Source organism: Streptomyces sp. TAA486, from assembly GCF_000426165.1.
Genome location: NZ_AUEV01000012.1, coordinates 201,757 through 227,942 on the forward strand (window position 1 = coordinate 201,757; position 26,186 = coordinate 227,942).

The 26,186-nt window shown below is 70.6% G+C and carries 31 protein-coding genes, 1 tRNA gene and 1 pseudogene; 20 read left to right on the plus strand and 13 right to left on the minus strand.

The features are described 5' to 3' along the window. Positions 1 to 19: 19 nt before the first annotated feature. The 4 genes from I004_RS0117025 to I004_RS0117040 form a co-directional block, all read right to left on the minus strand. Entirely contained in the window at positions 20 to 385 is a 366-nt protein-coding gene (locus I004_RS0117025) for a MazG-like family protein (RefSeq protein ID WP_028436486.1), read from the minus strand. Between the two features lie 125 nt (positions 386 to 510). Further along, positions 511 to 981, minus strand: coding sequence for a VOC family protein (locus I004_RS0117030; RefSeq protein WP_028436487.1), 471 nt, complete (start codon positions 979 to 981; stop codon positions 511 to 513). Positions 982 to 1,152: 171 nt separating this feature from the next. Then, positions 1,153 to 1,356 carry a hypothetical protein gene (locus tag I004_RS0117035; RefSeq protein ID WP_037976553.1) on the minus strand — a complete coding sequence of 68 codons (204 nt, stop codon included), beginning with the start codon at positions 1,354 to 1,356 and terminating at the stop codon, positions 1,153 to 1,155. Continuing rightward, on the minus strand, positions 1,353 to 2,768 hold the full coding sequence (locus I004_RS0117040; protein WP_028436488.1) for an alpha/beta fold hydrolase: 1,416 nt from the start codon (positions 2,766 to 2,768) through the stop codon (positions 1,353 to 1,355). Before I004_RS0117040 ends, I004_RS0117035 begins: the two co-directional genes overlap by 4 nt. Before the next feature lie 184 nt (positions 2,769 to 2,952). On the opposite strand from I004_RS0117040, the gene I004_RS34450 reads away from it, so the two are divergent. The 3 genes from I004_RS34450 to I004_RS40365 all read left to right on the plus strand — a co-directional run bounded on the left by I004_RS34450 (position 2,953) and on the right by I004_RS40365 (position 5,115). Next, positions 2,953 to 3,714: a lysoplasmalogenase gene (locus I004_RS34450; RefSeq protein ID WP_486580059.1), complete on the plus strand. Its 762-nt coding sequence runs from the start codon at positions 2,953 to 2,955 to the stop codon at positions 3,712 to 3,714. A 165-nt stretch (positions 3,715 to 3,879) separates the two neighbouring features. Then, positions 3,880 to 4,761, plus strand: a complete 882-nt coding sequence (locus I004_RS0117050; protein ID WP_028436489.1) for a Scr1 family TA system antitoxin-like transcriptional regulator — start codon at positions 3,880 to 3,882, stop codon at positions 4,759 to 4,761. Between the two features lie 189 nt (positions 4,762 to 4,950). Further along, positions 4,951 to 5,115, plus strand: coding sequence for a hypothetical protein (locus I004_RS40365; RefSeq protein ID WP_486580081.1), 165 nt, complete (start codon positions 4,951 to 4,953; stop codon positions 5,113 to 5,115). Here I004_RS40365 and I004_RS0117060 read toward each other — a convergent pair. Continuing rightward, positions 5,096 to 5,803: a GntR family transcriptional regulator gene (locus I004_RS0117060; RefSeq protein WP_078511330.1), complete on the minus strand. Its 708-nt coding sequence runs from the start codon at positions 5,801 to 5,803 to the stop codon at positions 5,096 to 5,098. The genes I004_RS40365 and I004_RS0117060 overlap by 20 nt on opposite strands. A 150-nt stretch (positions 5,804 to 5,953) precedes the next feature. On the opposite strand from I004_RS0117060, the gene I004_RS0117065 reads away from it, so the two are divergent. The 3 genes from I004_RS0117065 to I004_RS0117075 all read left to right on the plus strand — a co-directional run bounded on the left by I004_RS0117065 (position 5,954) and on the right by I004_RS0117075 (position 9,160). Next, a complete protein-coding gene (locus I004_RS0117065; protein ID WP_028436491.1) occupies positions 5,954 to 7,414 on the plus strand; it encodes an Nramp family divalent metal transporter in 1,461 nt (486 codons plus the stop codon). Continuing rightward, entirely contained in the window at positions 7,414 to 7,848 is a 435-nt protein-coding gene (locus tag I004_RS0117070; protein WP_028436492.1) for a hypothetical protein, read from the plus strand. Before I004_RS0117065 ends, I004_RS0117070 begins: the two co-directional genes overlap by 1 nt. Before the next feature lie 181 nt (positions 7,849 to 8,029). Then, positions 8,030 to 9,160, plus strand: coding sequence for an FAD-dependent oxidoreductase (locus I004_RS0117075; RefSeq protein WP_037976560.1), 1,131 nt, complete (start codon positions 8,030 to 8,032; stop codon positions 9,158 to 9,160). An 85-nt stretch (positions 9,161 to 9,245) separates the two neighbouring features. On the opposite strand, the gene rpmF is transcribed toward I004_RS0117075, so the two are convergent. The 3 genes from rpmF to rpmB all read right to left on the minus strand — a co-directional run bounded on the left by rpmF (position 9,246) and on the right by rpmB (position 10,099). After that, positions 9,246 to 9,416, minus strand: a complete 171-nt coding sequence (gene rpmF / locus I004_RS0117080; RefSeq protein ID WP_028436494.1) for a 50S ribosomal protein L32 — start codon at positions 9,414 to 9,416, stop codon at positions 9,246 to 9,248. A 141-nt stretch (positions 9,417 to 9,557) separates the two neighbouring features. Next, a complete protein-coding gene (gene rpsN, locus I004_RS0117085) occupies positions 9,558 to 9,863 on the minus strand; it encodes a 30S ribosomal protein S14 (protein WP_028436495.1) in 306 nt (101 codons plus the stop codon). Further along, the gene (gene rpmB / locus I004_RS0117090; RefSeq protein ID WP_028436496.1) at positions 9,863 to 10,099 is read right to left on the minus strand and encodes a 50S ribosomal protein L28; all 237 of its coding nucleotides are present in this window, start codon (positions 10,097 to 10,099) and stop codon (positions 9,863 to 9,865) included. The genes rpsN and rpmB overlap by 1 nt, the downstream gene beginning before the upstream one ends. A gap of 68 nt (positions 10,100 to 10,167) precedes the next feature. On the opposite strand from rpmB, the gene rpmG reads away from it, so the two are divergent. From rpmG to I004_RS39880, 5 genes and pseudogenes are all read left to right on the plus strand, one after another. Then, a complete protein-coding gene (gene rpmG / locus I004_RS0117095; RefSeq protein ID WP_028436497.1) occupies positions 10,168 to 10,332 on the plus strand; it encodes a 50S ribosomal protein L33 in 165 nt (54 codons plus the stop codon). A gap of 24 nt (positions 10,333 to 10,356) precedes the next feature. Further along, the gene (locus tag I004_RS0117100; RefSeq protein WP_028436498.1) at positions 10,357 to 10,611 is read left to right on the plus strand and encodes a type B 50S ribosomal protein L31; all 255 of its coding nucleotides are present in this window, start codon (positions 10,357 to 10,359) and stop codon (positions 10,609 to 10,611) included. Next, positions 10,611 to 11,762 (plus strand): GTP-binding protein, encoded by a 1,152-nt coding sequence (locus tag I004_RS0117105; RefSeq protein ID WP_028436499.1) that lies wholly within the window; start codon positions 10,611 to 10,613, stop codon positions 11,760 to 11,762. The genes I004_RS0117100 and I004_RS0117105 overlap by 1 nt, the downstream gene beginning before the upstream one ends. Positions 11,763 to 11,809: 47 nt before the next feature. Further along, a complete protein-coding gene (gene rpsR / locus I004_RS0117110) occupies positions 11,810 to 12,046 on the plus strand; it encodes a 30S ribosomal protein S18 (protein WP_028436500.1) in 237 nt (78 codons plus the stop codon). A gap of 10 nt (positions 12,047 to 12,056) precedes the next feature. After that, positions 12,057 to 12,392, plus strand: a pseudogene (locus tag I004_RS39880) (glutamate synthase-related protein); the annotation flags it as partial. A gap of 195 nt (positions 12,393 to 12,587) precedes the next feature. Here I004_RS39880 and I004_RS0117115 read toward each other — a convergent pair. Further along, a tRNA-Leu gene (locus I004_RS0117115) sits at positions 12,588 to 12,672 on the minus strand. Positions 12,673 to 12,826: 154 nt separating this feature from the next. On the opposite strand from I004_RS0117115, the gene I004_RS0117120 reads away from it, so the two are divergent. From I004_RS0117120 to I004_RS0117130, 3 genes are all read left to right on the plus strand, one after another. Then, positions 12,827 to 14,161, plus strand: coding sequence for a M20/M25/M40 family metallo-hydrolase (locus tag I004_RS0117120; protein ID WP_028436501.1), 1,335 nt, complete (start codon positions 12,827 to 12,829; stop codon positions 14,159 to 14,161). Between the two features lie 237 nt (positions 14,162 to 14,398). Beyond that, entirely contained in the window at positions 14,399 to 14,629 is a 231-nt protein-coding gene (locus tag I004_RS0117125) for a chaplin (RefSeq protein ID WP_028436502.1), read from the plus strand. 175 nt (positions 14,630 to 14,804) lie between these two features. Further along, positions 14,805 to 15,500, plus strand: coding sequence for a chaplin (locus tag I004_RS0117130; protein WP_028436503.1), 696 nt, complete (start codon positions 14,805 to 14,807; stop codon positions 15,498 to 15,500). A 91-nt stretch (positions 15,501 to 15,591) separates the two neighbouring features. On the opposite strand, the gene I004_RS34455 is transcribed toward I004_RS0117130, so the two are convergent. Beyond that, complete coding sequence (locus I004_RS34455) at positions 15,592 to 15,780, minus strand: DUF5703 family protein (RefSeq protein ID WP_037976561.1); 189 nt, start codon at positions 15,778 to 15,780, stop codon at positions 15,592 to 15,594. 47 nt (positions 15,781 to 15,827) lie between these two features. Here I004_RS34455 and I004_RS0117140 point away from each other — a divergent pair, with 47 nt between their 5' ends. Further along, positions 15,828 to 16,499: a hypothetical protein gene (locus I004_RS0117140; protein ID WP_028436504.1), complete on the plus strand. Its 672-nt coding sequence runs from the start codon at positions 15,828 to 15,830 to the stop codon at positions 16,497 to 16,499. Between the two features lie 81 nt (positions 16,500 to 16,580). Here the strand turns inward: I004_RS0117140 and I004_RS34460 are convergent, their stop codons facing one another. Then, positions 16,581 to 18,620, minus strand: a complete 2,040-nt coding sequence (locus I004_RS34460) for a helix-hairpin-helix domain-containing protein (RefSeq protein WP_051345110.1) — start codon at positions 18,618 to 18,620, stop codon at positions 16,581 to 16,583. Continuing rightward, positions 18,617 to 19,603, minus strand: coding sequence for an aldo/keto reductase (locus tag I004_RS0117150; RefSeq protein ID WP_028436505.1), 987 nt, complete (start codon positions 19,601 to 19,603; stop codon positions 18,617 to 18,619). The genes I004_RS34460 and I004_RS0117150 overlap by 4 nt, the downstream gene beginning before the upstream one ends. 75 nt (positions 19,604 to 19,678) lie before the next feature. Here I004_RS0117150 and I004_RS0117155 point away from each other — a divergent pair, with 75 nt between their 5' ends. After that, positions 19,679 to 20,749: an LLM class F420-dependent oxidoreductase gene (locus tag I004_RS0117155; protein ID WP_028436506.1), complete on the plus strand. Its 1,071-nt coding sequence runs from the start codon at positions 19,679 to 19,681 to the stop codon at positions 20,747 to 20,749. A 132-nt stretch (positions 20,750 to 20,881) separates the two neighbouring features. Here I004_RS0117155 and corA read toward each other — a convergent pair whose 3' ends face one another. Next, entirely contained in the window at positions 20,882 to 21,865 is a 984-nt protein-coding gene (gene corA, locus I004_RS0117160; RefSeq protein WP_028436507.1) for a magnesium/cobalt transporter CorA, read from the minus strand. Between the two features lie 77 nt (positions 21,866 to 21,942). Between corA and I004_RS0117165 the strand changes: the two genes are divergently transcribed. The 4 genes from I004_RS0117165 to mshC all read left to right on the plus strand — a co-directional run bounded on the left by I004_RS0117165 (position 21,943) and on the right by mshC (position 25,698). After that, complete coding sequence (locus I004_RS0117165; RefSeq protein ID WP_028436508.1) at positions 21,943 to 22,686, plus strand: histidine phosphatase family protein; 744 nt, start codon at positions 21,943 to 21,945, stop codon at positions 22,684 to 22,686. 68 nt (positions 22,687 to 22,754) lie between these two features. After that, positions 22,755 to 23,345 (plus strand): DUF3090 domain-containing protein, encoded by a 591-nt coding sequence (locus I004_RS0117170; protein ID WP_028436509.1) that lies wholly within the window; start codon positions 22,755 to 22,757, stop codon positions 23,343 to 23,345. Continuing rightward, the gene (locus I004_RS0117175; RefSeq protein ID WP_037976563.1) at positions 23,342 to 24,349 is read left to right on the plus strand and encodes an SCO1664 family protein; all 1,008 of its coding nucleotides are present in this window, start codon (positions 23,342 to 23,344) and stop codon (positions 24,347 to 24,349) included. Before I004_RS0117170 ends, I004_RS0117175 begins: the two co-directional genes overlap by 4 nt. 119 nt (positions 24,350 to 24,468) lie before the next feature. Further along, positions 24,469 to 25,698, plus strand: a complete 1,230-nt coding sequence (gene mshC / locus I004_RS0117180) for a cysteine--1-D-myo-inosityl 2-amino-2-deoxy-alpha-D-glucopyranoside ligase (RefSeq protein ID WP_028436511.1) — start codon at positions 24,469 to 24,471, stop codon at positions 25,696 to 25,698. The last annotated feature ends 488 nt before the right edge of the window (positions 25,699 to 26,186 follow it).

Sequence of the window (26,186 nt, forward strand, 5' to 3'; positions counted from 1 at the left end):
GGCGTGGGCCCGCCCCCTGTCACACGTGGGCCTGCCCGGGCGGGCGCGACGGAGGCTCGAGTCCCGGTGTCTGCGGAGGCAGGGAGCGCCGCTCCACCTCGCGGATCCTCGCGTCGAGGGCGGCGGCCGGATCGTCGGAGAAGCGGTGCAGCGCGACCGCCGCGGTCAGGATGACGTCGCACAGCTCGGTGGCCACGTCCTCGGAGGTGTGCGTCCGTCCCTTGCGCGGGTTCTGGCCCGTCGAGCCGATGTACGCCTGCATCACCTCACCGGACTCCTCGGCGAGCTTCATCAGCCGCATCGCGGTCTCCTGCTCGCCTTCGCCGTTGGCGGAGTCGAGCCACTCCACGAGCCGCCGGATCGTGGCCCACTGATCGGGCGTCATCGGTCCCTCCCTCCCTCCGTGCGCGGCGCGCCCGTGCAGCCCGGACATGTGCGGCGTCCGCCCCGGCAGCGTACGGGTGCGGTGCGGGCGGCCCCTGCCGCACGCCGCACCCGCAGAGCCCGCTCTCACTGTCTGCCCGCGTCCTCCAGCGCCTGCACATCGAGCTTCCTCATCCCGAACATGGCCTTCATGACCCGGGCCGACGTGGCCGGATCGGGGTCTCTCAGCAGCTCGGTCAGTACCCGCGGAACGATCTGCCACGACAGGCCGTACTTGTCCTTCAGCCAGCCGCACGGGCCTTCCTCGCCGCCCTCGCCGAGCTTCTCCCAGTACATGTCGACTTCGGCCTGGTCGGCGCAGTCCACGTAGAGCGACATGGCCTCGTTGAAGGTGAACTCGGGGCCGCCGTTGAGAGCGGTGAAGCGCTGGCCGGCGAGCTCGAAGGCGATCGTCATGACGGTCCCCGGCTCGCCCGGCCCCGCCTCCCCGTACCGCTGTACGTCGATCACCCGGGAGTCGGGGAAGACCGAGGTGTAGTGGTCCACGGCCTCTTCGGCCTTGTCGTCGAACCAGAGGAAAGTGGTGATCTTCTGCATGACTGTTCCGTCCTCCTCGGCCACAGTGGGCCCGATTGCCGTTGCGTGGACCGACCGTCCGCGGAATCCGGAGTCATCGCATCGGGGTCGGTCACGTTTTTTGACGGTGTGTGATGCGGGAAGGGGCGCGGCGGCTGTGCCTCAGGGCAGTGCGGTGCGGCGCGGAGCAGTTCAGCCCCACGTTTCGGGACCGCCTCCGCGCCACTCGATGAGGTTCGGGTCGTCGAGCTGGATCTCGTCCTCGCTCAGGCCCGCGTGACGCAGGAACTCGCTGACGTCCTCCTGGCGGAAGGCGACACCCAGCTGTTCCGCGTGCGCGGTGACCCGGCGGCCCCCTCCGGTGGCGGGCGGATGAACGACGATCGGCGGCGTCATACGGTCTTCTCCAGCCAGTCGAAGACGACTTCGCAGTAGCGCTGCGGAGCCATCGGGGAGCAGTGCAGTTGTGCGCCGTCCGCCCGGGACATCTTGACGTAGTCCTTGGGCGAGCGCAGCAGGTCGTACATCCGGCGCGGCTGCCCCGGGACGAACTGCTCGTCGTCGAAGTCGACGACGAGCGAGGGGGTGGTGATGCGCGGCACGACCTCGGTGACGTCCATCCCGGCGAGCGTTCGGGCCGGGGTCCAGAAGTCGGTGAACGTCTTCCCTATGCGCGCGGCGCGCATCACGGCCGCGTCGTACGGCTCGAGGCGCTTGGAGAGAGCGAAACGTTCGCCTGCGGTCAGGTCCGGGACGATGTCGTCGTTCCAGGTCTTGTTGGTGCCGGCCTTGGTGGCCGTGAGGACCGCGCGCGTCGCGGCGGGCAGCGACAGCCAGGGGGAGAGGACACCCGGGCCGGCGACGAGGGCGGCGAGGCGCCGCTCGAAGGCGGCGGCCCGCGCGGCGAGCACCCCTCCCAGGCCGACCCCGGCGAGTGCGATCCGCCGCGGGTCGACGTCCCTGCGCAGCATCAGACGGTCGACGAGCGGCGCGACCACCCGCTCCCAGCGCGTGGTGAGGGGCACCTGGCTCACGAAGAGCATCTGCCCCTGGCCGGGACCGTCGTAGACCAGAGCGTTCCAGCCGCGCTCGAGCGCGGCCGCCACTCCGTACGTCCACATCGTCGCGTCCTGGGTGTCGCCGCCGTTGGTGAGGATCACGGTGGGGCGACGCCGCTGCGAGGTGTCCGGACGGAAGAACCAGATCGGCATCCGGGCCTTGCCGTACAGCACGCCGCCGAACTCCGCGGCGGGCGTGCACAGTCGGGCGAAGGTGTCCCACTGGCGGCGGCACGCCCGGTAGACGCTCTCCTCGTCCTCCGGCTTGTCGCCACCCAGGACGTGGAACAGGGCCTGCTCGTAGTACGTGGAGGAGCGCAGCGCCCGGAAGCGCCGGGTCTCCTTGCGTCCCGCGCGACCGGCCTCGGCGGCCTGGGCCTCCAGCCGTTCGCCCCAGGACCGGAACGTGGCGCTGTACGTCTGGTAGCCGACCCCCGCGCTGTTGACGGCGTTGACGGCCGTGAGGACCTCACCGGTCTCCGCGGCCGACCGCTGCGCTGCGCCGAGCGCGGAGAGCGCCCGGTAGTTGAACGAAGAATCCGCGAAGAGCTGCATCGCACCTGGTGCCGGGTCGTCGGCCCGCGGCCCGGTGCGGCCGGGGGGCGTGGGCGGGGACGGTGCGGCGACGGCCTTCCCTGAGCATCCCGATGTCGCCGAAGCGGCCAGCACGCCGGCGCCCGCCGCGAGGCCGGTCACCGCCTTGCGTCTGGGAAGCAGGCCGGGCTCCGGCGTTCGCCGGGGATCAGTCATCTGCGGCTCCGATCCGTGGACTGGGCGCGGCCGTTCCGGCCCTCCACGACGAACGGTAGGAACGCGCCGACCCGGCCGGGCCGCGCCACTCGCCCCCTTCGACCGAATGCACCGCAGGTGCGCACCACCGGCCCCGCCCCTGCCCTGTTGACCAGCAGCGCGGGCCCCGACAAGACTGCCCGGCATGATGATCACAGGACGTTCCACCCGGCACGGAATCCGAAGAGCGGTGTCACAGGCGGCCGCGCGAGCCACCCGACCCGACGGGAACGGCCGCGGCGCGCTCGTCGCCTTCGGGGCACTGGCGGCCGCGGACCTGGCCGCCGTCGCCGGTGACCGCACGCGGGGGCTGAGCCGTGCGGCCAAGCCGCTGCTGATGCCCGCCCTGGCCTCGTACGTCCTGCGCCGCCGCCCCGACGCGAGTACGCCCGCCCCCGCCCCCCTGGTCACCGGTCTCGCCTTCGCCACCGCCGGGGACACCGCGCTCCTCTTCGACGAACACGAGCCGGCCTTCCTCCTGGGCATGGCCGCTTTCCTCGGCACCCAGGTCAGCTACACCACGGGCTACGCACGCATGGGCGCCCTGCGTTCGCTGCGGAGCAGGCCCTGGCGGACAGCGGGCTGCCTCGCGGGCTGGGCCGCCGTGAACGCCGTCCTCGCGCCCTCGCTGGAGAAGCATCTGCGGCTGCCTGTCGCGGGCTACAGCCTCGCGCTGACGCTGATGGGCGTCGCCGGGCTCGGAGTCAGTGGCCGGGTGGGCGCCGGTGCCGCGGCGTTCGTCGGATCGGACCTGCTGATCGGGCTGCAGGCGGCAGGCCGGAAGGTCCCTTCGCAGGAGCTGCTGATCATGGCCGGCTACATCCTCGGGCAGTACCTCATCACCACCGGATGGCTCGACCACCTGGACTCGGACGAGGCGCCCGGACGGACCACGCTGCCCGCATGAGTGCCGGTCCGACCGATTCCGTATGTGCTTGCCCTTCAACGGCCGACTGGTCTCCTGATATTTTCAACTCGACGGCATCGAGGTGAAGTTCACAAGGTCAACATGAACGCGCCGTCCAACTGAGGTGTATCCGCACATAGTTCTCACCCAGTCGGGAGGTCCGGCGTGAGCAGCCCGCTGCCAAGCGGTCAGAGTGCGCCGACGGTGCTGCGCATCGTCCTGGGGCGGCGGCTGCGCGAACTGCGCGAGGAACGCGGGCTCGGCCTGTCCGACGCGGCACGTGCGCTGGACGTCAATCAACTGACGGTCCGCCGCCTGGAGAGCGGCCAGGTGGGCTTCAAACTGCCGTACGTCAGAACGCTGCTGGACTTGTACGAGGTCTCGTCCGCCGAGGCGGACGAGTTCGCGGTGATGACCGAGCAGGCCAACCGCCCCGGATGGTGGCACTCCTTCCGGGAGGCCCTGCCTGACTGGTTCCGCGCCTACGTCAGCCTGGAGACCTCCGCGCAGGTGCTGCGTGTGTACGAACCGCACTACGTCACCGGGCTGTTGCAGACCCGCGACTACGCGCGCGCCGTCATACGCGCCGGCTTCCCCGACGCACAGGAGGAGGCCCTCGAACAGCGCGTCGACCTCAGGCTTCGGCGGCAGGCCCTTCTCGATTCCCCGGACGTTCCGGCGTTGTGGGTCGTGATGGAGGAGATGGCGCTGCGCCGGCTGGTCGGCGGCCCCGTGGTGATGAGGGCGCAGATCGGCAGGCTCCTCGAGGCCCTGGACCACCCCCGGATCACCCTGCGGATCCTGCCGCTCGCCGCCGGTGCGCACTCCGGAGCCGGCAGTCACTTCACGTACTTCCGCTTCCAGGAACGCGAGTTGCAGGACATCGTCTACACAGAGGTGGGACTGACCAGCGCGCTCTACTACGACCAGCGGCGGGACGTCGTGCCCCACATGGAGACGCACACCCGCATCTCCCAGCTGGCCGCGAAGTACATCCCCGACCCCCGCACCTACCTGACCGGCCTCCGCGAGGAGTACAGCAGGTGACGTCCTGCGCCAACTCCCGTACATGGAAGGCCCGATGACCTCAGAAGGCAGCATGGAGATCGACACCGGCAAGCCGAACTCGGCCCGGATGTAGGACTGTTACCTGGGCAGCCAGGACTGGTATCCCGTCGACCAGAAGGCGAGACCATCGACCTGGACGAGCCCGTCGCGCTCTCCCTCGACGCGCTGCTGCATCTCGTCCCCGACGCGTTCGAGCCGTACCGGCCGGTGCGCTCGATGGTGGACCGCCTCGCACCCGGCAGCTTCCTGGTGCTGAGCGGGCGTCAGCGGTCGACCAGGGCGGTGACATCGGCCGGTGCCAGGGAGGGGACGGTCACCCGGGCGCTTCCGTGACCGGCTTCAACCGCTCGTAGTAGGCCGTCTCGAGATGGTTCCGCATGGCCTCCTCGGCGGCCTCGGGGTCCCCCGCCAGGACGGCGCCGGTGATCGACCGGTGTTCCTCCAGCGTCCGCTGCCCTATCCCGCGGTCGTAGTAGAGCCGGAAAATGTGCAGATGACAGTGCGTGCGCTCGAACGCCAGCCGCACTTGTGCGCTTCCGGCGAGCTCCGCGACGAGCACGTGGAAGCGGGTGTCGTGTGCCGTCAGCGCCTTGTACGCGTCGTACGTCGCCTCGCTCGGGGCGTCGCACGCGGCCATCTCGGTCCTCAGCCTTTCGCGGCCCCGCTCGTCCGCGTTCTCGGCCGCCTGTGCCGCCGCCCACGGCTCGATGAGCAGCCGGAACCGGTAGAGATCGGCCAGCTGTTCCCGGTCGAGCAGGGGCGTGGTCCGGTAACCGCGCAGCGGTTCCTTGACCACGAGTTCCGCCGTCTCCAGGCGGGCAAGTGCCTCCCGCACCGGAGTCGGAGAGACACCGAGCTGGCGAGCCAGGCCGTCGATGGAGACTCGTGCACCCGGAGAGATGGCGTGATCCATGATCAGGCCCTTGATCGCTTCATGGACGTCGTCCGTGAGCATCTGCCGGCGCGGCAGCGGTGCCGCCGAGGCTGCTCCAGGCGCCGTTCTCGCAGGTGGCCGATCCATCGTGTCCCCCTGGATTTCCTCAGGCGGGTCCTGCCGCGGAGGCGGAAACGAGAGCGGTCCACTCCCTTGACGCCACACTCGCCCGCTCGAATAATCGTCCGGACTTCGAACGTATCCTATAGGATATACGAGCCGATCGTCTGGACTGACATGGCCACAGAAGAAATCGGTCGCAACGCAGACTCAGCACTGCGTCTGCCGGAACCGCCGACGGAGCTGCGACGGGGACGCTTCAGCGTCGCCACGGTCCTCAAGTTCTTCGGCCCGGGCGCGATCATCGCCTCGCTCACCATCGGAACCGGCGAATCCATCCTCGCTTCACGCGAGGGCGCGGTCTTCGGCTACACCGTCCTATGGGCGGTGCTCATCGGGACGGTCGCCAAGGGCGCGCTCGTCTACGCCTCCAACCGGCACATCACGCTCACCGGCGAACACCCCATGATGCGCTTCGCCAAGGTGCTGCCCGGGCCGCGCGGCTGGTTCCCGGTGCTGCTCGCGCTGATCTGTCTGGCGTCGTTCCCGGGCTGGGCGAGTGGTGTCGCGGTCGCGCTGGGCGATTTCCTCGCATCCCAGGGGGCGGGCAACTCCACCGCCTACGCCGTCGGGATCCTGATCTTCGCGGGCGTCCTGTCGTGGGTCGGCGGGTACGCACTTCTGGAGCGGGTGCAGGTCGTCATCGCGGGTCTGATGGTCGTTCTCGTCCTGGTCGCCGTGTTCGTCGCCCAGCCGGAGTGGCTCGGCGTGCTGCGCGGCCTGATACCCGGCAGCTTCGACTACGCGCCCTTCGTGGCCGACAAGTACCCCGACATCACCACCACTTCGGTGTGGGTCGAACTCGTGGTCTTCATGGGCGGCCTCGGCGGCGGCATGTACGACTACATCGGCTACACAGGCATGCTCCGCGAGAAGAAGTGGGGAATGCTCGGCCATGAGGAGGTCGACGCGATCGGCCGGAGGCTGGCCGCCGCGAAGGCGCGTGATCCGATCCCCCTGGCGACCGGTCCCGACGACGTCGCGAAGGCCCGTGCGTGGAGCCGCGCTCCGCTCTTCGACATGATCGCGGCATTCCTTGCGCTGACCGTCATCGCCGTGGCGTTCATGATCAACGGCGCTGCGATACTCGGGGAGAAGCAGCTGGTGCCCGAGGGTAACGACGTGCTGACGTACCAGTCGCAGTTCCTCGCCTCGATCGCCCAGATGTTCGAGTACTTCTACATCGTCGCCATCGTGATGGTGCTCTTCGGCACCGCCTACGCCCTGTGGGAGGCGTACTCGTGGACGACGTACGAGAGCCTGTCGGCCGTCTCCGAGAAGGTGCGCCTGAGGGGTCAGCGGGGCATCAGGCCCTTCGTCTACGCCTGGACCGGTATCGGCGCCCTGCTGATGATCGCCACCGGGGCGAGCTTCCTGGCGCTGATCACCCCCGCGTCGATCGTGGGCGGTGTCTTCGCATGCGGCATCTACGGTGCGGGACTCCTCTACGTCGACAAGATCAACCTGCCGAAGGAGTACCGGATGAGCCCGCTGGTGCGCACGCTGGTCGCCCTCGGCTCGGCGTTCCTCACGGTGTGCGGCGTCGTCGCGATGCTCTCGTACGCGGAGGTGATCTGATGAACCGCTCGCTGAAATGGCGCTACATGGTGATCGGTCTCGGCTTCCTCGGGCTCGCGGGGGTCAGGGCGTCGCAGGACGCCGCGGTATGGGCCGCGGTGTTCGCGGTGGCAGCTGCCGTGAATTTCTGGCTGGGCGTGCACGAAGGGGCGCAGTCCGGCTCCGCGGGCGTCTCTTCCCGCCAGGCGGGTCCGCCGACCGGACGTGACCCCGACCGGGCCGAGGTGGAGCGTTCGCTGGAGGGGTACCGCACTTCTTCGCGACAGTGGCAGACCCTCGGCGCCGTCGGTGTCGTCGTCGGCGGCGGACTGCTGATGGTCGAGCCCGCGCTCGCCCTGTTCGCCGGCGTCGCCGCACTCTTCTCGCTCCATCGGGCCCACCGTGCGGGACGTGCGGCCTCGACGCTGCTGACGGCGGGCCTCGCACAGCGCTGATCCCGCGCGCACAGCGGGGTGGTACTGCGGTTCCCGGGTCTTCGAGGCCCGGGAACCGGAGGCGCTGGCTCTCCAAGCCCGTTCACACATCCGGCCGCGCCCCAGGTGAATGCCGCGGGCTGTCCGCAGGACCCACGGGGTAGTTCAAGGGCGGTACTGCCTCCGGCGGGAAGGGCCACGGATGCGCATCGTGATCGTCGGCGCGGGAATCATCGGCGCAGCCGTCGCTGCCCGTCTGGGTGGGGGAGCCGCGCACATCTCCCTCGTGGACGCCGGTCCGCCCGGTGCCGGAACCTCGAAGTCGTCGATGGCGTGGATCAACGCCCACAACAAGAAGCCGCGCTCCTACTTCGACTTCGCCCGGGCCGGAATGCGCGCGCACGCCGCGTTCGCCGAGCGGGCCGGAGGCTCGTGGTACCGGCCCGCCCGCACCCTCCAGTGGGCGGAGGACGATGCGGGAGGCCGCGATCTTCAGGAGACCGTCGACCGGCTCGCGGAGTGGGGCTGCCCGACGGAGTGGATCAGCGCCTCGGCGGCGGCAGGGGAGCAGCCCTCGCTGAGGCTGCCCGCACACGTCGAGAGCGTGGCCTGCTTCCCGGACGAGGCGCTCGTCGACCCCCAGCCGCTTGTGGGTGCGCTGATCGACCGCGCCGAGGCGTCGGGAGTCCGTGTGCTCACCGGTCCGCATGCCCAGGTCATCGAACTCACCACGACCGGTACGCGGATCAGCGGCGTCGCGCTGGCGGGCGGAGACCACCTGCCCGCGGACGTGGTGATCTGCTGTGCGGGTTGGCGAACGCCACAGGTCGCGGCCACGGCCGGAACCCGCGTCGTGCTGGTCCCGGGCGACGCGCCGGGTTCGGAGGCACCCACTCTGCTCGCCCACGTCCAACAGGGCCCGCACGACGGGCCGTTGGACCGTCTGATCCTGGCACCCGGCCTGCATGCCCGCCCGCTTCCGGGACGGCGGCTCTACCTGGAAGCCCTCGACCTCAACGACCTGGTGGACGCCCACACACCCCGCCACCGGATCGACGAACTCTCCCGCGAACTCCTCCACCGTGCCCGGGAGATCCTTCCCGGGGCGGCCGGCGGTGCCGTTCTCACCGAGGGGCGCGTGTGCATCCGTCCCCTCCCTCCGGACGATCACCCTGTGGTCGGCTGGCAGGACGAAGTCGGCGGTCTCTACACGGCGGTCACGCACAGCGGCATCACCCTCAGCCTCCATCTGGCCGGACTGATCGCAGAAGAGGTGCTGCACGGCCGGCAGGCCGAAGCGCTCGCCGGGTACCGCCCGGGCCGCTTCGCCTGAGCCCTGGGTCCCGGGCTGGGCCTCCAACTCCCGGTCCCGGGGCTACTCCTGGACGCGGACGAGCCCCCGTCGGTGCCGTCCGGGCTCAGTCGTCGGGGTGCAAGAGGCCACGCGCGTACGCCTTGGCGAGCCGCTGCGGCACGAGACGGGTGGAACCGTCGACGGTGACCGGAACGAGCTGCGGCGTGGAGGCCTTCCACTGGGCGCGCCGGTGGCGGGTGTTGCTGCGGGACATCTTCCGCTTGGGGACAGCCATGGGGTCCTCCTCGGGTGGGTGAGCGGGGTTGCACGAAAGTTGAGCTCATCGACGGTGGGGGCACGGGCGGCCCGTCGCCGGTCCGGCCGACATGTGACCGGCCAAGGGACCCGTAGCGGGCCGCCCCACCCAAGTCCGGGATCACCAGGAGGACTTGGTCACTCCCGGCAGGTATCCCTGGTGCGCGAGCTGGCGCATACGCACGCGTGACAGCCCGAACCTCCGCAGATGCCCGCGCGGGCGCCCGTCGACCGCGTCGCGGTTGCGCACCCGCGTGGCACTGGCGTCGCGGGGCTGACGCCGCAACTCACGCAGTGCGGCCACTCTTTCCGCCTCCGTCGAGGACGGCCGGCGAAGGACGTCCTTCAGTTCGGCCCGTCGGGACGCGTACCGCGCCACCACGGCCTTCCGCTCGTCGTTCTTGGCGATCTTGCTCTTCTTCGCCATCAGACAGTCCCTCCTCGGGCCCGGATTCTGGCAACGGCTGCCTCGATGCCGACTGTGTCGACCGTCTTGATCCCCTTCGCGCTGAGGGTGAGCCGCACATGTCGGCCTTCACTCGGCAGCCAGTAGCGCCTGCGCTGGATGTTGGGGTCGAAGCGCCGGCGGGAGCGGCGGTGCGAGTGGGAGACGGTATTGCCGAAGCCGGGCTCGGCACCGGTCAGTTGGCAGCGGGCGGACACGAGTGACCTGCCTCTCGAAGAGCGGGGAACGTTTTGTTAATGGGAACCATTTTCATATAGTACCAGTCATGGCTCGCAACGACCTCCGCCCGATCGTCAAGCTCCGGTCCACGGCCGGCACCGGCTACACCTACGTGACCCGCAAGAACCGCCGGAACGACCCCGACCGCCTGACCCTGCGCAAGTACGACCCCGTCGCCCGCCGCCACGTCGACTTCCGCGAAACCCGCTGACCCCTCAACGCAAAGGACACCGCCATGCAGCCGGGCATGCACCCCGCCTACGGTCCCGTCGTCTTCCGCGACAAGGCCGCGGGATTCGCCTTCCTCACCCGCTCGACCGCGACCAGCGACGCGACGATCGACTGGGAGGACGGCAAGAGCTACCCCGTCATCGATGTCGAGATCTCCTCCAAGAGCCACCCCTTCTACACCGGCACGGCCCGCGTCCTGGACACGGCCGGCCGGGTGGAGCGCTTCGAGCGCCGCTACGGCCGCCGGGAGGCCCGCTGATGCAGAGCCGGCCGAAGCTTCCCGTCGTCATCGTGGGCGGACTGCACTCCGAGGCCCGCACCGACGTCGTCCAGCGACTGTTGGGCGCGGTGCCCGGCAGCGTCGCACTGCACCACGACCACTCGACGGCCTCACAAGGAACGGTGCGGCGGACCATACGCAGCGCCTCCGGTGAACTGCACGCAGGGGAAGCGCCGTTGGTGAACGACTGCGCATGCTGTGCCCTGCGCGAGGACCTGATTCCCGAGCTGGAGAGACTGGCCACGGACGGCCTGACCCGGCTCGCCGTCGTGGAGCTGTGGGACTCGGTGGAGCCCAGGGCGATGGCGGAAGTCGTGGCCGCACATGGCGAATACGTGGTCCTCACCGGTGTGTTGACGGCCGTCGACCCGGCGCTGCTCCTGCCCTGCCTCGGCAACGGCGACGACCTGGCCGACGCGGGACTCGCGGCGGCTCCGGGTGACCAAAGGACCGTCGCCGACACCTTCTCCCGGCAGTTGGAGTACGCCTCCGTACTCGCCCTCGTCGACAGTCAGCATGCGGACGAGGAGGACGCCGCGTTGCTGAACCAACTGCACCCCACGGCACGCCATGTGCACGCGGCATCCGGCGAGCTGGCAGCCGCCGCCTTCGCCGGATTCGACGTACGGGCTGCCGCCGCGGCCCAGGATCCCGGCTGCGCGTTGCTGCCGCAGGAGGCGGACGAAAACGGAGTTGGCACCTACGTCTGGCACCGCGACCGCCCCTTCCACCCGGAACGGCTCTACCAGGCGCTGGAGGACCTGACGTGCGCCGCTGCCCGCAGCCGGGGGCGCTTCTGGCTCGCCGACCGCCCCGACACCCTGCTGGCGTGGGACGCCGCCGGCGGCGCCCTCAGCGTCGAGAGCGCGGGTCCCTGGCTGGACGCACTCCCGGATGCCGCCTGGGAGATGGTGATGCCGGAGCGCAGAGCCGCCGCCGCGGTCGACTGGCACCCCGAACACGGCGACCGCTGCCAGCACTTGGTCTTCACCTCACCGGCCCTCGACCGGGAGGGCCTCGCGGAAGTCCTGGAGTCCTGCCTGCTGACAGACGCCGAGTACGCCGAAGGTCCCGATGCATGGCGGCAGTTGTCCTCCGCCTTCGCTCCGCTTCTCGATCACGTGAGCTGACACCCCCGCAACCGCCCGCCACCCGCACCGCACCCCATGGAGTTTCCGTGCCCCGTCACATCGCTTCCCGCAAGCCCCTCAAGCCCCGCCGCAACCCCCTGGATCAGGCCGGCATCACCTACGTCGACTACAAAGACACCGACCTTCTGCGGAAGTTCATCTCCGACAGGGGCAAGATCCGCAGCCGCCGCGTCACGCGGGTGTCCGCCCAGCAACAGCGGCAACTGGCACGGGCGATCAAGAGCGCGCGCGAGATGGCCCTGCTGCCCTACAGCACGCGTTGAACGCACCTCCGCCATGCTGGCCGAGGACGTCGCGCCCGACTTGATCGTCGTCGATGGCTCGGAAGGGGGCACGTGGGCCGCACCGCTGGAGTTCGCGGACCACCTCGGCCACCCGCTGACCGAGGGCCTGCTGACGGTGCACAACGCGCTGGTCGGCACTGGGCTGCGGGAGCGGATCCGGCTCGGCGCGAGCCGCAAGGTCGCCACCGGCGCCGACATCGTCAAACGCATGATCCAGGGCGCCGACCACACCAACTCCGCCCGGGCCATGATGTTCGCCGTCGGGTGCATACAGGCGCAGCGCTGCCACACCAACACCTGCACCGGCCGCCGACCCCGATCACTTCACCCCCTGAGGCTCGGCGAACGGCGGGCGAACCACGCCTGCGCCATGCCCCTGCGCACGGGAGACCAGGGGCGGACTCACGGTGGTGAACGCGCAACAACACCCTGTGCCCGGCCCACGAAAACGGGCCCCGGGGCCAGTGATCACGTCACTGGCCCCGGGGCCCGTTCCGCCGATGTCTCACAGCGGATTCTGTGTCGGGAGGGGGACTTGAACCCCCACGCCCTGTAAAGGGCACTAGCACCTCAAGCTAGCGCGTCTGCCATTCCGCCACCCCGACAAGGTGCGCCGCCCGCCATCGGCGTGCGGCCAGAGCCAACTTTAACACTGGATCCGGAGGCTCCGATCACCACGCCTCCCGCTCCCCGCCCTTGGGGAGGCGCACCGTAAGCGGGAGTATGGGGACGGACCCCGCGGCGATACGAGGAGGCAGCGTGAACCAGTCGACCCCTGCACCGGCCGGTGGCGGAGCGAGCGCCGAGAGTGAGGTCGTCGACCTCTGCCGTGACCTCATCAGGATCGACACCAGCAATTACGGCGGCAACGAGGGCCCGGGGGAGCGGGCGGCCGCCGAGTACGTCGCGGAGAAGCTCGCGGAGGTGGGTCTGGAACCGGAGATCTTCGAGTCCCGGCCCGGACGCGCCTCCACGGTCGCCCGTATCGCCGGTGAGGACTCCTCCCGGCCCGCTCTGCTCATCCACGGACACACCGATGTCGTGCCCGCCAATGCGGAGGACTGGACGCACGACCCCTTCTCCGGTGAGATCGCCGACGGCTGCGTGTGGGGGCGCGGCGCCGTCGACATGAAGGACATGGACGCCATGACCCTCGCCGTCGTGCGGGAGCGGCTGCGCAGCGGGCGCAGGCCACCGCGCGACGTGGTGCTGGCCTTCCTCGCGGACGAGGAGGCCGGCGGCATCTACGGGGCGCGGCACCTCGTCGACAACCACCGCGACCTGTTCGACGGCGTGACCGAGGCGATCGGCGAGGTCGGCGGCTTCTCCTTCACCGTGAACGAGAACCTGCGCCTGTATCTGGTGGAGACGGCCCAGAAGGGCATGCACTGGATGCGCCTCACGGTCGACGGCACCGCCGGGCACGGCTCGATGACGAACAACGACAACGCCATCACCGAACTGTGCGAAGCCGTGGGCCGGTTGGGACGGCACAAGTTCCCCGTGCGCGTGACCAAGACCGTGCGTTCCTTCCTGGACGAACTCTCCGACGCCCTCGGCACCGAACTCGACCCCGAGGACATGGAGGAGACGCTCGCCAAGCTCGGCGGCATCGCGAAGATCATCGGTGCCACCCTCCAGAACACGGCGGCACCCACCCAGCTCGGCGCGGGCTACAAGGTCAACGTCATCCCGGGACAGGCCACCGCACATGTGGACGGCCGCTTCCTGCCCGGACACGAGGAGGAGTTCCTCGCCGACCTGGACGCGGTCCTCGGGCCGCGCGTGCAGCGCGAGGACGTCCACTCCGACAAGGCACTTGAGACCAGCTTCGACGGCGCGCTGGTGGACGCGATGCAGGCTTCCCTCAAGGCCGAGGACCCGGCTGCGAGGGCTGTGCCGTACATGCTCTCCGGTGGCACGGACGCCAAGTCCTTCGACGACCTGGGAATCCGCTGCTTCGGCTTCGCACCGCTGAAGCTTCCGCCGGAGCTCGACTTCGCGGGGATGTTCCACGGCGTCGACGAGCGGGTGCCGGTGGAGGGACTGAAGTTCGGAGTGCGCGTGCTCGACCGCTTCCTCGACCAGTGCTGACCCGACCGGTGCTGGTCCATTGCTGAGCTGAACCGTCGTTGCGGGCGGGGGAACACGCAGCCCTCGGGAGCTGCGTGCTCTCTCCCGCCCGCCCCTGCCGCACATTTGAATTCGGCCTCTTGTGCGGGCGCGCCCGGAAAGGGTGAATGCCCGCGTCGGCTCGTACCTCGATTCCCCCATCTTCGTTACAGGTGGTGCGGTTCGTGGTTTGAACTGCATGCCAACGAGGAGGAATTCATGATCAAGAAGGTTGCCGCCGTCGCGGCTGCCGCAGGCGGTCTCGTGCTCGCGGGTGCGGGCATCGCCGCTGCTGACCAGGACTTGCAGGGGGCCGCCGGGAATTCACCCGGTCTGGTCTCCGGGAACAACATCCAGCTCCCGGTCGATGTCTCCGCGAACGCCTGCGGCAACACGGTATCCGTGATCGGGTTCATGAACCCGGCCGGCGGCACCACCTGCACCGACTGAGGTCATCCCTCAACAGCATGAGGAAGTGAAGTCCGGACGGGGAGGCGCGTCGTATACGAAGCCTGCGTCCCGTTCGGCCTTTCCGGGGGGCGGATGCGCGAGATCAACGAATCCACTCCCCCTTTGTGTGCCCTTGAACACCACTGGCAGATAGCAAGGCAGGGGAATCAGAACCATGCGACAGGTCACAAGAAAAGGCCTGATCACCGTGGCCGCGGCGGGCGGCGTGCTCGCCACGTTCTCGGGAGGTACGGCGTTCGCGGACTCGGCGGTTCAAGGAAACGCCGGGAACTCGCCCGGAGCGGTTTCGGGCAACAACATCCAGGCGCCCATCAGCGTGCCGGTCAACGTCTGCGGCAACACCGTGAACGTCGTCGGGGCGCTCAACCCGGCGTCCGGCACCAGCTGCGGCGACAGCGGGACGACACGGGTCAGCGGCAGCAGCGGGCGTTCGGCGGGCATCGGCTCCGGGAACAACATCCAGGCCCCGGTCGACGTCCCGGTCAACGTGTGCGGCAACGGCATCAGCGCGATCAGCGCGCTCAGCTACGCATCGGCTGACTGCGGTGGTGCGTCCGACACGACGCCGCCCGGCACCGACGAGCCGGACAACCCGGGTGACGACGGGCCGGACAACCCGGGTGACGACGGCCCTGGCAACCCGGGTGACGACGGTCCCGGAAACCCCGGTGACGACGGGGGCTCTGACGACGTCGATCAGACCTCCGACGTGCGGACCCAGTCCGAGCCGGGCGAGCTGGCGCACACCGGCGCCGGCGAGATGGTCGGCATCGGCCTGCCGCTCAGTGCGGGTCTGCTGGTCGGCGGTTTCGTCCTCTACCGTCGTGCCGCGCGGCTTGCGCAGCGCTGAGTAGAGACAGCCTGAAAGGCGGCGGAGCGGGCACCACACGGGTGGGGCCCGCTCCGCCGCCCAGTCCCGTCGCCTCCTCCGGCCAGGAGGCTCACCAGGTCGCGTGCAGCTGGCGGATGATCCGGCGGCGCAGCCGCACTCTGCGGCTGCCGTCGGGATAGAGCCGTGTACGGGCCAACTCCCAGTGCCCGTACTCGGCATGGTCGGTCAGAAGTCGGGTCGCGGCCTTGCGGGACACCCCGCGAGGTACGTACACATCGCGAAATTCGTATTCCGGCATCTCATCTATTGTGCGGGCAGAGGACCGATCCGGATAGCGTCTGCACTATGTCTGATGCTGAGCAGCCCACCGCTGCCGACGTACGCGCCGCCGCCGAAGCAGTGAAAGACGCGCTGGACCGGCACCTCGAAGCGGTCGAGCGAAGGGCGGAGGGCGCCGGGAAGGACGCCGGGAACGGCGCCGCCGACAGCGCCGTCTACGCCGCGTTCGACGAACTGGCCGCGGCGGGCGAGGCCTACGACGAGCTGCTCTACGAAACCTACGACGAGGTCACTCCATTCGAGATCCCCGGGGGCGACTCGATGCCCGCCTACACGGGTCCCGAGATCCCCAGCGCGCTGACCGTGCTGATCCGGCGCGACTACACCGTCCTGGAACCGCAGCGGCTGCTCGCTCAGGCCCAGCGCGTCACCGACCTCGACCCGGACTCGGCGGACGAGGTCAGTCCTGCGGCAGCATCGGCGGGCAGCAGCGTTCCCGCGGCGCTCGGCGTCCTCTTCGGGGAGTACGAGGCCGATGAGATCGCCACCCGGCACAAGGAGTTCGGTCTCGAGGAGGGCGACTCGACGCTGTGGGTGGCGGCGGCCGACGAGCCGGCTGAGCCGGGGGAGTGGCTGACCGCGCCGTTCGAGCAGGCCGACCCCGAACGGGTGATCTGCCGCTTCGACGTCAGCTCCGTCTTCGACGAGGCCGACATCGAGCTGGACGACGAAGAGTGACCGTACGGGCGGCGCCGCGGTGAACGGCCCCCGCGAGAGTTGCCGCTACCGCTGCGTCCGCTCGTGCTGTGGCGGCCAGTTCTAGGCCGGGCCGTCCTGCGCCTGATCCTCCTGGCCGCCGGCCACGGCCGGCTCCGCCGCGGCGGCCCGAGCGGCTTCCGCCGCGCGGGCGGACTGCGTCAGCAGAGCCCGCAGCCGCGTGGTCCGTGCCGGAGCCGTCACCGAGGCGACGGCCTTCGGGAGCGCGTCCTCCACGCCGTGGACGACGGACAGATGCCGCTCGCCCCGCCCGAAGGCGGTGTAGACCCACTCCCGGGTGAGGTCCGAGGCCGCGTCGCCCGGCAGTACTGCCACTACGGCGGGCCAGCTCATGCCCACCGCCTGATGGGCCGTGACCGCCCAGCCGTGCCGGACCTCCTCCGTGACGCGCTCACGCGCGACGACGACGCTCTCTCCCGTGGCGATGTGCTCCAGCCGCAGCCCGTCCTCCTCACCGGAGACGACCACTGCGGGCGTCGCCCGGCCGCGTGAGGGGGTGTGGACGACGCGGTCGCCGGGGTCGAAGCCGTCGAAGCGCCCGGGGCCGGGATGGAGCCGCTCCTTGAGGGCGGCGTTCAGCGCCCGGGTGCCCGCGGAGCCGCCGTGCCCGGTGGTGATCACCTGGGTGTCGCCGGAGGGGACGCCGATCGCCCTGGGCACCGAGTCGGCGACCAGCTGGACGGTGCGGTGCACGGCCTCACCCGCGTCCCGCACCGGAACGATGACGACTTCCTTGCCGGGGGCGTCGACCTGGTTCAGCTCACCGATGCCGATGCCGGAGACGAGTTCGCCGACGGGGCCCGGGTCGGGCGTGCGCGAGGCGATGCGTGGACAGGCACCGGAGGAGAGGACGTCGGCGAAGATCTGGCCAGGCCCCGCGGAGCCAAGAACGTTCGGATCCCCGCTCAGCACCAGCCGTGCCCTGTCCGGCAGGGACTCCACCAGAGCGGCGGCCGTCTCCGCGTCGAGTTGCGGGGCGTCACAGACGATCAGGAGATCGAGCGCCCAGGCTCCCTCCTCGTCCCGGCCGGGCCCTTCGCGGCCGTCGAGCAGCCCGGGGACGGTGACGACGGGCGGGCGTGCCTGTTCGCTCCCGCTCCCGTCCGTGTCGCCGGACCCCGGCAGCAGGCGCTCGAGCCGGTCCCGCCCGCTCGTGCTGTGCGCCGCGGCGCAGGCGCGGAGCCCCAACTGCCCTGCGGCGGCGAGCAGAGCGGCCGGTTCGGCGCGGGCGGCCTCGCCGCCGGTGTGTGCGACCAGGCCGTGTCCGGCCACCGCGCGGATCAGCTCCGCGGCGGACGGCGAGGGGGCAGCGGCCGCGACGGCCTCCCACTCCTCGGGGCCCGCAGGGGACTCCTCGTCCGGGGCGCTCTGGGCGGCGGCACTGATCACCCGCCCCAGTCCGTCCGCGAGGCTCTCCTCCGCCAGCGCATAGCGGTCCAGGCCCAGCAGAAGCCGCACGGGCCGTTCCTCCGGCTCGTCCTGGCCGGCGGCCGGAACCCCGCCCTGGGGCATGGCATCCAGCGCGTCCTCGAAGACGAGGACGGCGCCCGCGTCGACAGCCGATCGCACCGCCTCGTCGGGCTCCGGAACCGCGTACCCGGAGAGGCCCTTGGAGAGGGCAGCGGGCTCCAGGGCCGTGTGCCCCGCAAGCGCCGCGCGCTCCAGCAGCCACAACACCAGTGCCTGGGTGCGCCGTTCGTCCCCGGGGCCGCCCGCCTCGCCCAGCAGGGTGCGGGCGAATCCGTCAGCCTGTTCGGGCCGCACGCCCGGAACGGCCAGCAACTGCCACGGGTCGGAGCGCAGCAGTTCGGCGGCCTGTTCGCCGAGAACCTCGGCGACGCGGCGGGCCAGCGCATCCGGTGCGCCGCCCTCTGCCAGCACCTCGGGCAGCGTGTCGGGGACGGTGACAGGGCCGCGCCGGGCGGCGGCGCCCGGTGGAGCCGGCCGGGGAGCGGTGGGTGCTGCGGGGCGGGGTGCGGCCTGCGGCTGAGCGGACTCGGTGAAGAAGGACGCGGCGGAGCGCTCGCCGCTCTCCACCGCCCTTACCGCCGCGAGGAGTTCGGCTGCCTTGTCGTCCGTCACAGCTCGCTCCAGTCCTGGTCGGGGTAGCGGTGCACCGGCGCCGAGACATCGTCCAGCGCGCGGCAGATCTCATCAGGAAGAGTAAGGGCCTCCACTGACAGTGCCTGGGTGAGCTGTGCGGCCGTGCGCGCACCGATGATCGGCGCCGTGACTCCCGGCCGGTCCCGTACCCAGGCCAGCGCGACGTGCAGCGGTGAGACGGCCAGGCCGTCGGCCGCGGTGGAGACGGCGTCGACGATCAGTCCGGCGGTCTCGTCGAGGTACGGGGCGACGAACGGCGACAGGTGCTCGGAGGCTCCGCGCGAGTCCTCCGGGGGTTCGGTGCGGCGGTACTTGCCGGTGAGAACGCCCCGTCCCAGCGGTGAGGAGGGCAGTAGCCCGAGGCCCAAGTCGAGGGCGGCGGGCAGCAGTTCACGCTCCACGCCGCGCTGGAGCAGCGAGTATTCCATCTGGGTGCTCGCCAGCCGGGCGCGCACACCGGGGGCGGCGAGCTGCCAGGTCGCGGCCTTGGCGAGCTGCCAGCCGCTGAAGTTGGAGACACCGACGTAGCGGGCACGGCCGGTGCTGACCGCGATGTCCAGGGCCTGGAGCGTCTCGTCCAGCGGTGTCGCCGGGTCGAAGGCGTGCACCTGCCACAGGTCGACGTAGTCGGTGCGCAGCCTCTCCAGGGAGGCGTCGAGCGCGGCGAGGAGGTGCCCGCGCGAGCCGTCGAAGCGGCGGTCGGGGTCGGGAACGCTTCCCGCCTTGGTGGCGATCACCATGTCCCGCCTCGGCACGAGCCCTTCCAGCAGCCTGCCCAGGAGGTATTCGGCGCCGCCGTCCCCGTACACGTCGGCCGTGTCGACCAGCGTGCCGCCGGCTTCCCAGAACGTCTTGAGCTGATCTGCCGCGTCCCTCTCGCCGGTGTCCCGGGCCCATGTGAGGGTGCCGAGACCGATTCGGGATACGCGCAGGCCGGTACGGCCGAGGTGCCTTGCCTCCATGGGCGTTGAGGTTACTTGCGGGCGCGCGCTAGAGTCCCCGGGACAGCGACGTTACTGATCAGTAAGGGGGCCCGTATGCGGCTCGGTATCAACCTCGGCTACTGGGGTGCGGGGATGGACGCGGACAACCTCGCCGTCGCCCAGGAAGCGGACCGTCTCGGCTACTCGGTCTGCTGGGCGGCCGAGGCCTACGGCTCCGACGCCCCCACCGTCCTGTCCTGGGTCGCCGCGCAGACCGAGCGCATCGACGTCGGGTCCGGCATCTTCCAGATCCCCGCCCGTACTCCAGCGATGACCGCCATGACGGCGGCGACCCTCGACTCGCTCTCCGGCGGGCGCTTCCGGCTGGGCCTCGGCGTCTCCGGTCCGCAGGTCTCGGAGGGCTGGTACGGCGTGAAGTTCGACAAGCCGCTCTCCCGCACCCGCGAGTACGCCGAGATCATCCGCAAGGCCATGTCCCGCGAGCGCCTCAGTCACCAGGGCGAGCACTGGACCCTGCCGCTGCCCGACGGTCCGGGCAAGCCCATCAAGCTCACCGTGCACCCGGTGCGCGAGGAGATCCCGCTCTACATAGCCGCGATCGGCCCCAAGAACCTCGAGCAGACGGGCGAGATCGCCGACGGCGCGCTGCTGATCTTCTTCTCGCCCGAGCACGCCGAGGACACCACGCTGCGGCATCTGCGTGCCGGACGTGAGAAGGCCGGCAAGGGCACCGCCGAGGGCGGAGGGCTCGCGGGCTTCGATGTCTGCCCGACGGTCCCGATGGCGGTGGGGGAGGACATCCACGCGCTGGCCGACACGTTCCGCCCGTACACGGCGCTGTACGTCGGCGGTATGGGCAGCCGCAAGCAGAACTTCTACAACCGGCTGGCGCAGCGGATGGGTTACGAGCAGGAGGCTGCCGAGATCCAGGACAAGTACCTGGCGGGCGAGAAGGACGCGGCGGCTGCGGCGGTGCCGCACGAACTCATCGACTCCACCACGCTCCTCGGCCCCGTCGGCCGCATCGCCGACCGGATGCGCGCCTACGCCGAGGCCGGCGTGACCACCCTCTCCCTCGCCCCCGCGGGCTTCTCTCTCGACGAGCGCATCGCGGGTCTGCGGGCGGGAGTCGAAGCACTGGAGAAGGCCGGAGTGGCCTCGTAGCAAAGGCCCTCGCGGGCATGCCGACGGCCGTGGAGGGGGCTCGGGGGTCTTCCCCGCCACGGCCGCTACGCATTCAACGCGCCACGTGCGCAAGGGTTACGCACCAGTGCGCCGGCCGTCGCGGACGCGCCGTCACAGCCAGCCGCGGCGCTTGAAGACGCGGAAGAGCAGCAGACAGGCCGTCACGATGACGGCCAGCACGGCCGGATAGGCCCACACCCAGTGCAGCTCCGGCATGTGCTCGAAGTTCATCCCGTAGATCCCGGCGATGGCCGTCGGGATCGCGAACATGGCCGCCCACGCCGAGATCTTCCGCATGTTGTCGTTCTGCCGGACGCTCATCTGCGCCAGGTTCGCGTTGAGGATGTCCGACAGCAGCCGGTCGAGCCCGTCCACCTGCTCGTTGGCGCGGGTCAGGTGGTCGCTCACGTCGCGGAAGAAGGGCCGCGCCTCGTCGTGGACGAAGGGGAGCCCCGGGCGCATCAGCCGCTCCAGCGGTTCGGTGAGCGGGCCCGTCGCCCTGCGGAAGCCCAGGACCTGCCGCTTGAAGTTGTAGATACGGCCGGCGGTGTCCCGTGCGGCCTGGGCCTCGGGTGAGAAGACGTCTTCCTCCAGCCCGTCGAGGCTGACGTGGAGATCGGCGGCCACTTCCATGTACTGGTCCACGATGGCGTCGCTGATCGCGTACATGACGGCAGTGGGACCGTGCTTCAGGACCTCCGGTTCGAGCTCCAGCCGCTCGCGCACCGCACCGAGCGGATTGGCCTCGCCGTGGCGCACCGTTACGACGAAGGAGTCACCGACGAACAGCATCAGCTCACCGGCGGAGAGGGTGGCGTTGTCCTGGTCGTAGGAGACGGGCTTCAGAACAAGGAACAGCGAGTCCGCGTAGACCTCGAGCTTGGGGCGCTGGTGCGCGTGGAGAGCGTCCTCGACGGCGAGCGGGTGCAGCCCGAACTCGCTGGTCACAAGATTGAATTCGGCCTCGGTCGGCTCGTGCAGGCCGATCCAGAGAAAGGCGTCCCCCGTCGCCCTGGCCTCGTCGAGGGCGTCGGAGTAGTCGGACGGCCGCTCCGTGCGGCGTCCGTCCCGGTAGATGGCGCAGTCCACGATCACGACTGGTCATTGTGCCCCGATGCCGCACTCGCAACCACCGGCCGGGGCCGGGGGAACCCTCGCCTACGCTGGCAGACATGCCCACGCTCATCCTCGTACGGCACGGCCGTTCCACCGCCAACACCTCGGGACTGCTCGCGGGCCGCACGCCGGGAGTGGCTCTGGACGAGCACGGCCGCACCCAGGCCGGAGCCCTGCCCGGGCGGCTGGATGCCCTGCCGCTGGCGGCCGTCGTCAGCAGTCCCCTGCTCAGGTGCCAGGAGACCGTCGAACCCCTTGCCGAGGCCCGACCCGGCCTCACCTTGCACACCGAGGAGCGCATCTCCGAGTGCGACTACGGCGACTGGAGCGGCCGCAAACTGGCCGAGCTCTCGGAGGAGCCGCTGATGACGACCGTGCAGCAGCATCCCTCGGCGGCGGCCTTTCCCGGCGGGGAGTCGATGCGGGGCATGCAGGCGCGGGCCGTTGAGGCCGTGCGCGACTGGAACGTGCGCATCGAGGCCGAGCACGGGGTGGACGCGCTGTACGCGATGTGCTCGCACGGGGACATCATCAAGTCGGTCGTCGCGGACGCCCTCGGCATGCATCTCGACCTCTTCCAGCGCATCGCCGTCGGTCCGTGTTCGCTCACGGTCATCCGCTACACGCCGCTGCGGCCGTTTCTGCTGCGGCTGGGCGAGACCGGCGAACTCGGCTCTCTCGTACCGCCGGAGCCGTCGGCGGGCGAGGCCGGTGACGAGGATTCACGGGACGGTGGTGCAGGTACGCAGGACACGGGGCCGGGCCACAGCAGCGACGCCACCGTCGGGGGTGGAGCCTGAGCAGGAAGATCGGCGCGGGCAGTAGGGTGCCTTAGACCGAACAGACGTCGACGACAACGGAGCAGGACGTGTCCCGTCAGGTGTTCCTCTACGACCCGCCGGACCGATTCATCGCCGGTACCGTCGGGCTGCCAGGACGGCGCACCTTCTACCTCCAGGCTTCGGCCTCGGGTCGCACCACCAGTGTCGCTCTGGAGAAGGCACAGGTGGAGGCGCTGGCCGAACGGATCGACGAACTGCTGGACGAGGTGGTGCGGCGCTCCGGCGGCAACGCACCCGTCCCTGCCGTCGCGCCTGCCGAACTCGACGACACGGAGCCCCTGGAGACGCCCGTCGAGGAGGAGTTCCGCGTCGGCACCATGGCGCTCGCGTGGGACGGCGACGGTGAACGGATGGTCGTCGAGGCACAGGCCGTCGTCGAACTGGAGGCCGACTCCGACGAGGATCTCGCCGACGCCGAGGAACGGCTGCTCCAGGACGACGAGAACGGGCCGCCGATGCTGCGCGTACGGCTGGAGGGCACCATGGCCCGGTCGTTCGCCAAGCGCGCGCTCGAGGTCGTCAACGCCGGCCGCCCGCCGTGCCCGCTGTGCAGCCTCCCGCTCGACCCGGAAGGCCATGTGTGCCCGCGTCAGAACGGATACCGGCGCGGCGAATGAACCAGGCAGCCGATCCCGGTCATCAGCCGCCTCCGGAGGTACCGGCCGTCGCGCCGGCGGCCGAAGAGACACACACTCTCCTCGAACTCGGCACGCTGTCCGTACTCGGACAGATCCGGCAGGCGTCCAACGCCGTCCTCTTCGGTGAGGTCGAACACGAGGGCCACCGAGTGCCGTGCGTCTACAAGCCGGTGGCCGGTGAACGCCCCCTGTGGGACTTCCCCGACGGCACACTCGCGCAGCGCGAGGTCGCCGCGTACGAGATCTCCCGCGCCACAGGCTGGGACCTGATCCCGGCGACGGTGCTGCGGGACGGACCGTACGGCGAGGGCATGTGCCAGGCGTGGGTCGGGCCGCTGCCGGGGACGGAACCCGCCGACGAGGACGAGGACGACGGGGAGAACGGTGAGGACGCCGGAGCCGGCGCGGGCGCCGCGGAAGCCAGTGGCACGGGGGAGCCGTACGGGAGCGGCCCGGCCGACGACCCCGACGACCCCGACGAGTCCGGCGACCACGGCGGCGAGGAACTGCTCGCCATCGTGGAGGGCGACGAGCCGGGCGAGGGCTGGAAGCCCGTCGGCCACGTGGACACGGGAAGCGCGCGGCCCGCGCTCCTGGTGCACGCCGACGACGACCGGCTGCGGCGACTGGCCGTCATCGACGCGGTCATCAACAACGGCGACCGCAAGGGCGGTCATCTGCTGACCCTCCCCGACGGTGCGCTGTACGCCATCGACCACGGGGTCTCCTTCCACGTCGACGACAAGCTGCGCACTCTGCTGTGGGGCTGGGCCGGCGAGGAGCTGACGGCGGAGGCGGCGGTCACGCTGCGCGGCCTCGCCACGGCGCTGGCGGAGGGCGCACCTCTCGCCGTCCGCCTGGCGGAACTGATCACCGCGTCGGAACTCGAGGCTCTGCGCAAGCGGGTCGACGGACTGATCAGCTCCGGCCGCCACCCGCTGCCCAGCGGCGACTGGCCGGCGATCCCGTGGCCTCCCGTGTGACAGGAAAGCGTGCGGCCGTGGCCGGTCAACAGGGCGTATCCGGCCGTTTCCGCAGGCCGGGGACGGCGGGTGCCCGTCCCGTCCGAATGACGGATTCCCGTCCGGGTTAGGCTCAAGGAATGCATGCCTGGCCCGCTTCCGAGGTCCCCGCCCTGCCTGGTCAGGGTCGCGACCTCGAGATCCACGACACCGCGACGGGCGGCCGCACCAAGCTGGCCCCCGGTCCCGTCGCCCGCATATACGTCTGCGGGATCACCCCGTACGACGCCACCCATCTTGGGCACGCGGCCACCTACAACGCCTTCGACCTGGTACAGCGTGTGTGGCTCGACACCAAGCGGCAGGTTCACTACATCCAGAACGTCACCGACATCGACGACCCGCTTCTGGAGCGGGCCGAGGCCACCGGCGAGGAGTGGGCGGCGCTGGCGGAGCGTGAGACCGCGCTCTTCCGCGAGGACATGACGGCTCTGCGGATTCTGCCCCCGCGTCAGTTCATCGGTGCCGTCGAATCGATTCCGCGCGTCGTCCCGCTGGTCGAGCGGCTGCGGGAGCAGGGTGCCGCGTACGAACTGGAGGGGGACATCTACTTCTCCGTCGACGCTGACACCCACTTCGGCGAGGTCTCCCGCCTCGACGCGCAGACCATGCGGATCCTCTCCGCCGAACGCGGCGGGGACCCGGAGCGCCCCGGCAAGAAAAGCCCACTCGACCCGATGCTGTGGCGCGCAGCCCGCGACGGTGAGCCGCAGTGGGACGGCGCGTCGCTCGGCCCTGGCCGCCCCGGCTGGCACATCGAGTGTGTGGCCATCGCTCTCGAGTACCTGGGCATGGGCTTCGACGTGCAGGGCGGCGGCTCCGATCTCGCCTTCCCCCACCACGAGATGGGCGCCTCGCACGCGCAGGCGCTGACCGGCGAATACCCCTTCGCGCAGACGTACGCGCACGCGGGGATGGTCGGCCTGGACGGCGAGAAGATGTCGAAGTCCAAGGGGAATCTCGTCTTCGTCTCACAGCTGCGCCGTGAGGAAGTGGACCCGGCCGCGATCCGGCTGACGCTGCTCGCCCACCACTACCGGTCGGACTGGGAGTACACGACGGCCACGCTGGACGAGGCCCGTGCGAGGCTCACGCGCTGGCGTGCCGCCGTCTCACGCCCGGACGGTCCGCCCGCCGACACCGTCCTCGAGGAGATCCGCGCCGCGCTCGCGGACGATCTCGACTCACCGGCCGCGCTCGCCGCAGTCGACCGCTGGGCCTCGGCGCAGGAAGCCGGAGGCGGCACGGACGAGGGCGCGCCCGGCATGGTCTCGCGTGCGGTGGACGCCCTGCTGGGGGTCGCGCTGTAGGACGCGGTGAGCGCCGGGCGCGGCGAATGAGCGCTCGTCGGGCGAGGCCGTCGCATCTGCCTCGCCCTTCACGCGGAAGGGCCGCCCTGCCGGATGTGCGGGGAGGCCCTTCCGGTACGTCCGGCTCTCACTCCTCGTCGGCGTCCTTGCTGTTGCGCTTGCCGTCGCTCTTGCCGTCCTTGCTGTCCTTGCTTCCGTCGCCGCTCTCGTCCTGGTCCTTGTCGGAGGACGGCTTCGCCTCCCCGTTCTTCGCGTTCCCGCCCTGATCCTCGCCCTTGCCGTCGTCCTCGGCCGGTTTGCGGGTGCGGCTGCCCCGGCCGGTGCTCCGGGTGCCCTTTGTGCCGCTGCTGCTGCCGCCGCTCCTGCGGGTTCCGCCGGTGCTGCCGGTGCGGGCGCCTGTGCTACGGGTGCGCCTGGCGGGCTTGGCCGGCTTGTCGGACTCGGCGGCGGCGCCGTCCTCTGCGTCCTTGCCGGTTTCCGCGTCCTTG

Coding starts and splice junctions, on each gene's coding strand:
- I004_RS0117025 (WP_028436486.1), bottom strand. CDS start 385: ATGACGCCCGATCAGTGGGCCACGATCCGGCGGCTCGTGGAGTGGCTC.
- I004_RS0117150 (WP_028436505.1), bottom strand. CDS start 19,603: ATGGAGGCAAGGCACCTCGGCCGTACCGGCCTGCGCGTATCCCGAATC.
- I004_RS0117075 (WP_037976560.1), top strand. CDS start 8,030: ATGCGCATCGTGATCGTCGGCGCGGGAATCATCGGCGCAGCCGTCGCT.
- I004_RS0117060 (WP_078511330.1), bottom strand. CDS start 5,803: ATGGATCGGCCACCTGCGAGAACGGCGCCTGGAGCAGCCTCGGCGGCA.
- rpsN (WP_028436495.1), bottom strand. CDS start 9,863: ATGGCGAAGAAGAGCAAGATCGCCAAGAACGACGAGCGGAAGGCCGTG.
- I004_RS0117040 (WP_028436488.1), bottom strand. CDS start 2,768: ATGACTGATCCCCGGCGAACGCCGGAGCCCGGCCTGCTTCCCAGACGC.
- mshC (WP_028436511.1), top strand. CDS start 24,469: ATGCATGCCTGGCCCGCTTCCGAGGTCCCCGCCCTGCCTGGTCAGGGT.
- I004_RS34450 (WP_486580059.1), top strand. CDS start 2,953: ATGATGATCACAGGACGTTCCACCCGGCACGGAATCCGAAGAGCGGTG.
- I004_RS0117030 (WP_028436487.1), bottom strand. CDS start 981: ATGCAGAAGATCACCACTTTCCTCTGGTTCGACGACAAGGCCGAAGAG.
- I004_RS34455 (WP_037976561.1), bottom strand. CDS start 15,780: ATGCCGGAATACGAATTTCGCGATGTGTACGTACCTCGCGGGGTGTCC.
- I004_RS0117035 (WP_037976553.1), bottom strand. CDS start 1,356: ATGACGCCGCCGATCGTCGTTCATCCGCCCGCCACCGGAGGGGGCCGC.
- I004_RS0117140 (WP_028436504.1), top strand. CDS start 15,828: ATGTCTGATGCTGAGCAGCCCACCGCTGCCGACGTACGCGCCGCCGCC.
- I004_RS0117125 (WP_028436502.1), top strand. CDS start 14,399: ATGATCAAGAAGGTTGCCGCCGTCGCGGCTGCCGCAGGCGGTCTCGTG.
- I004_RS0117175 (WP_037976563.1), top strand. CDS start 23,342: ATGAACCAGGCAGCCGATCCCGGTCATCAGCCGCCTCCGGAGGTACCG.
- I004_RS0117065 (WP_028436491.1), top strand. CDS start 5,954: ATGGCCACAGAAGAAATCGGTCGCAACGCAGACTCAGCACTGCGTCTG.
- rpmF (WP_028436494.1), bottom strand. CDS start 9,416: ATGGCTGTCCCCAAGCGGAAGATGTCCCGCAGCAACACCCGCCACCGG.
- I004_RS0117165 (WP_028436508.1), top strand. CDS start 21,943: ATGCCCACGCTCATCCTCGTACGGCACGGCCGTTCCACCGCCAACACC.
- I004_RS0117105 (WP_028436499.1), top strand. CDS start 10,611: ATGCAGAGCCGGCCGAAGCTTCCCGTCGTCATCGTGGGCGGACTGCAC.
- I004_RS0117155 (WP_028436506.1), top strand. CDS start 19,679: ATGCGGCTCGGTATCAACCTCGGCTACTGGGGTGCGGGGATGGACGCG.
- I004_RS0117100 (WP_028436498.1), top strand. CDS start 10,357: ATGCAGCCGGGCATGCACCCCGCCTACGGTCCCGTCGTCTTCCGCGAC.
- I004_RS0117130 (WP_028436503.1), top strand. CDS start 14,805: ATGCGACAGGTCACAAGAAAAGGCCTGATCACCGTGGCCGCGGCGGGC.
- I004_RS0117070 (WP_028436492.1), top strand. CDS start 7,414: ATGAACCGCTCGCTGAAATGGCGCTACATGGTGATCGGTCTCGGCTTC.
- rpmG (WP_028436497.1), top strand. CDS start 10,168: ATGGCTCGCAACGACCTCCGCCCGATCGTCAAGCTCCGGTCCACGGCC.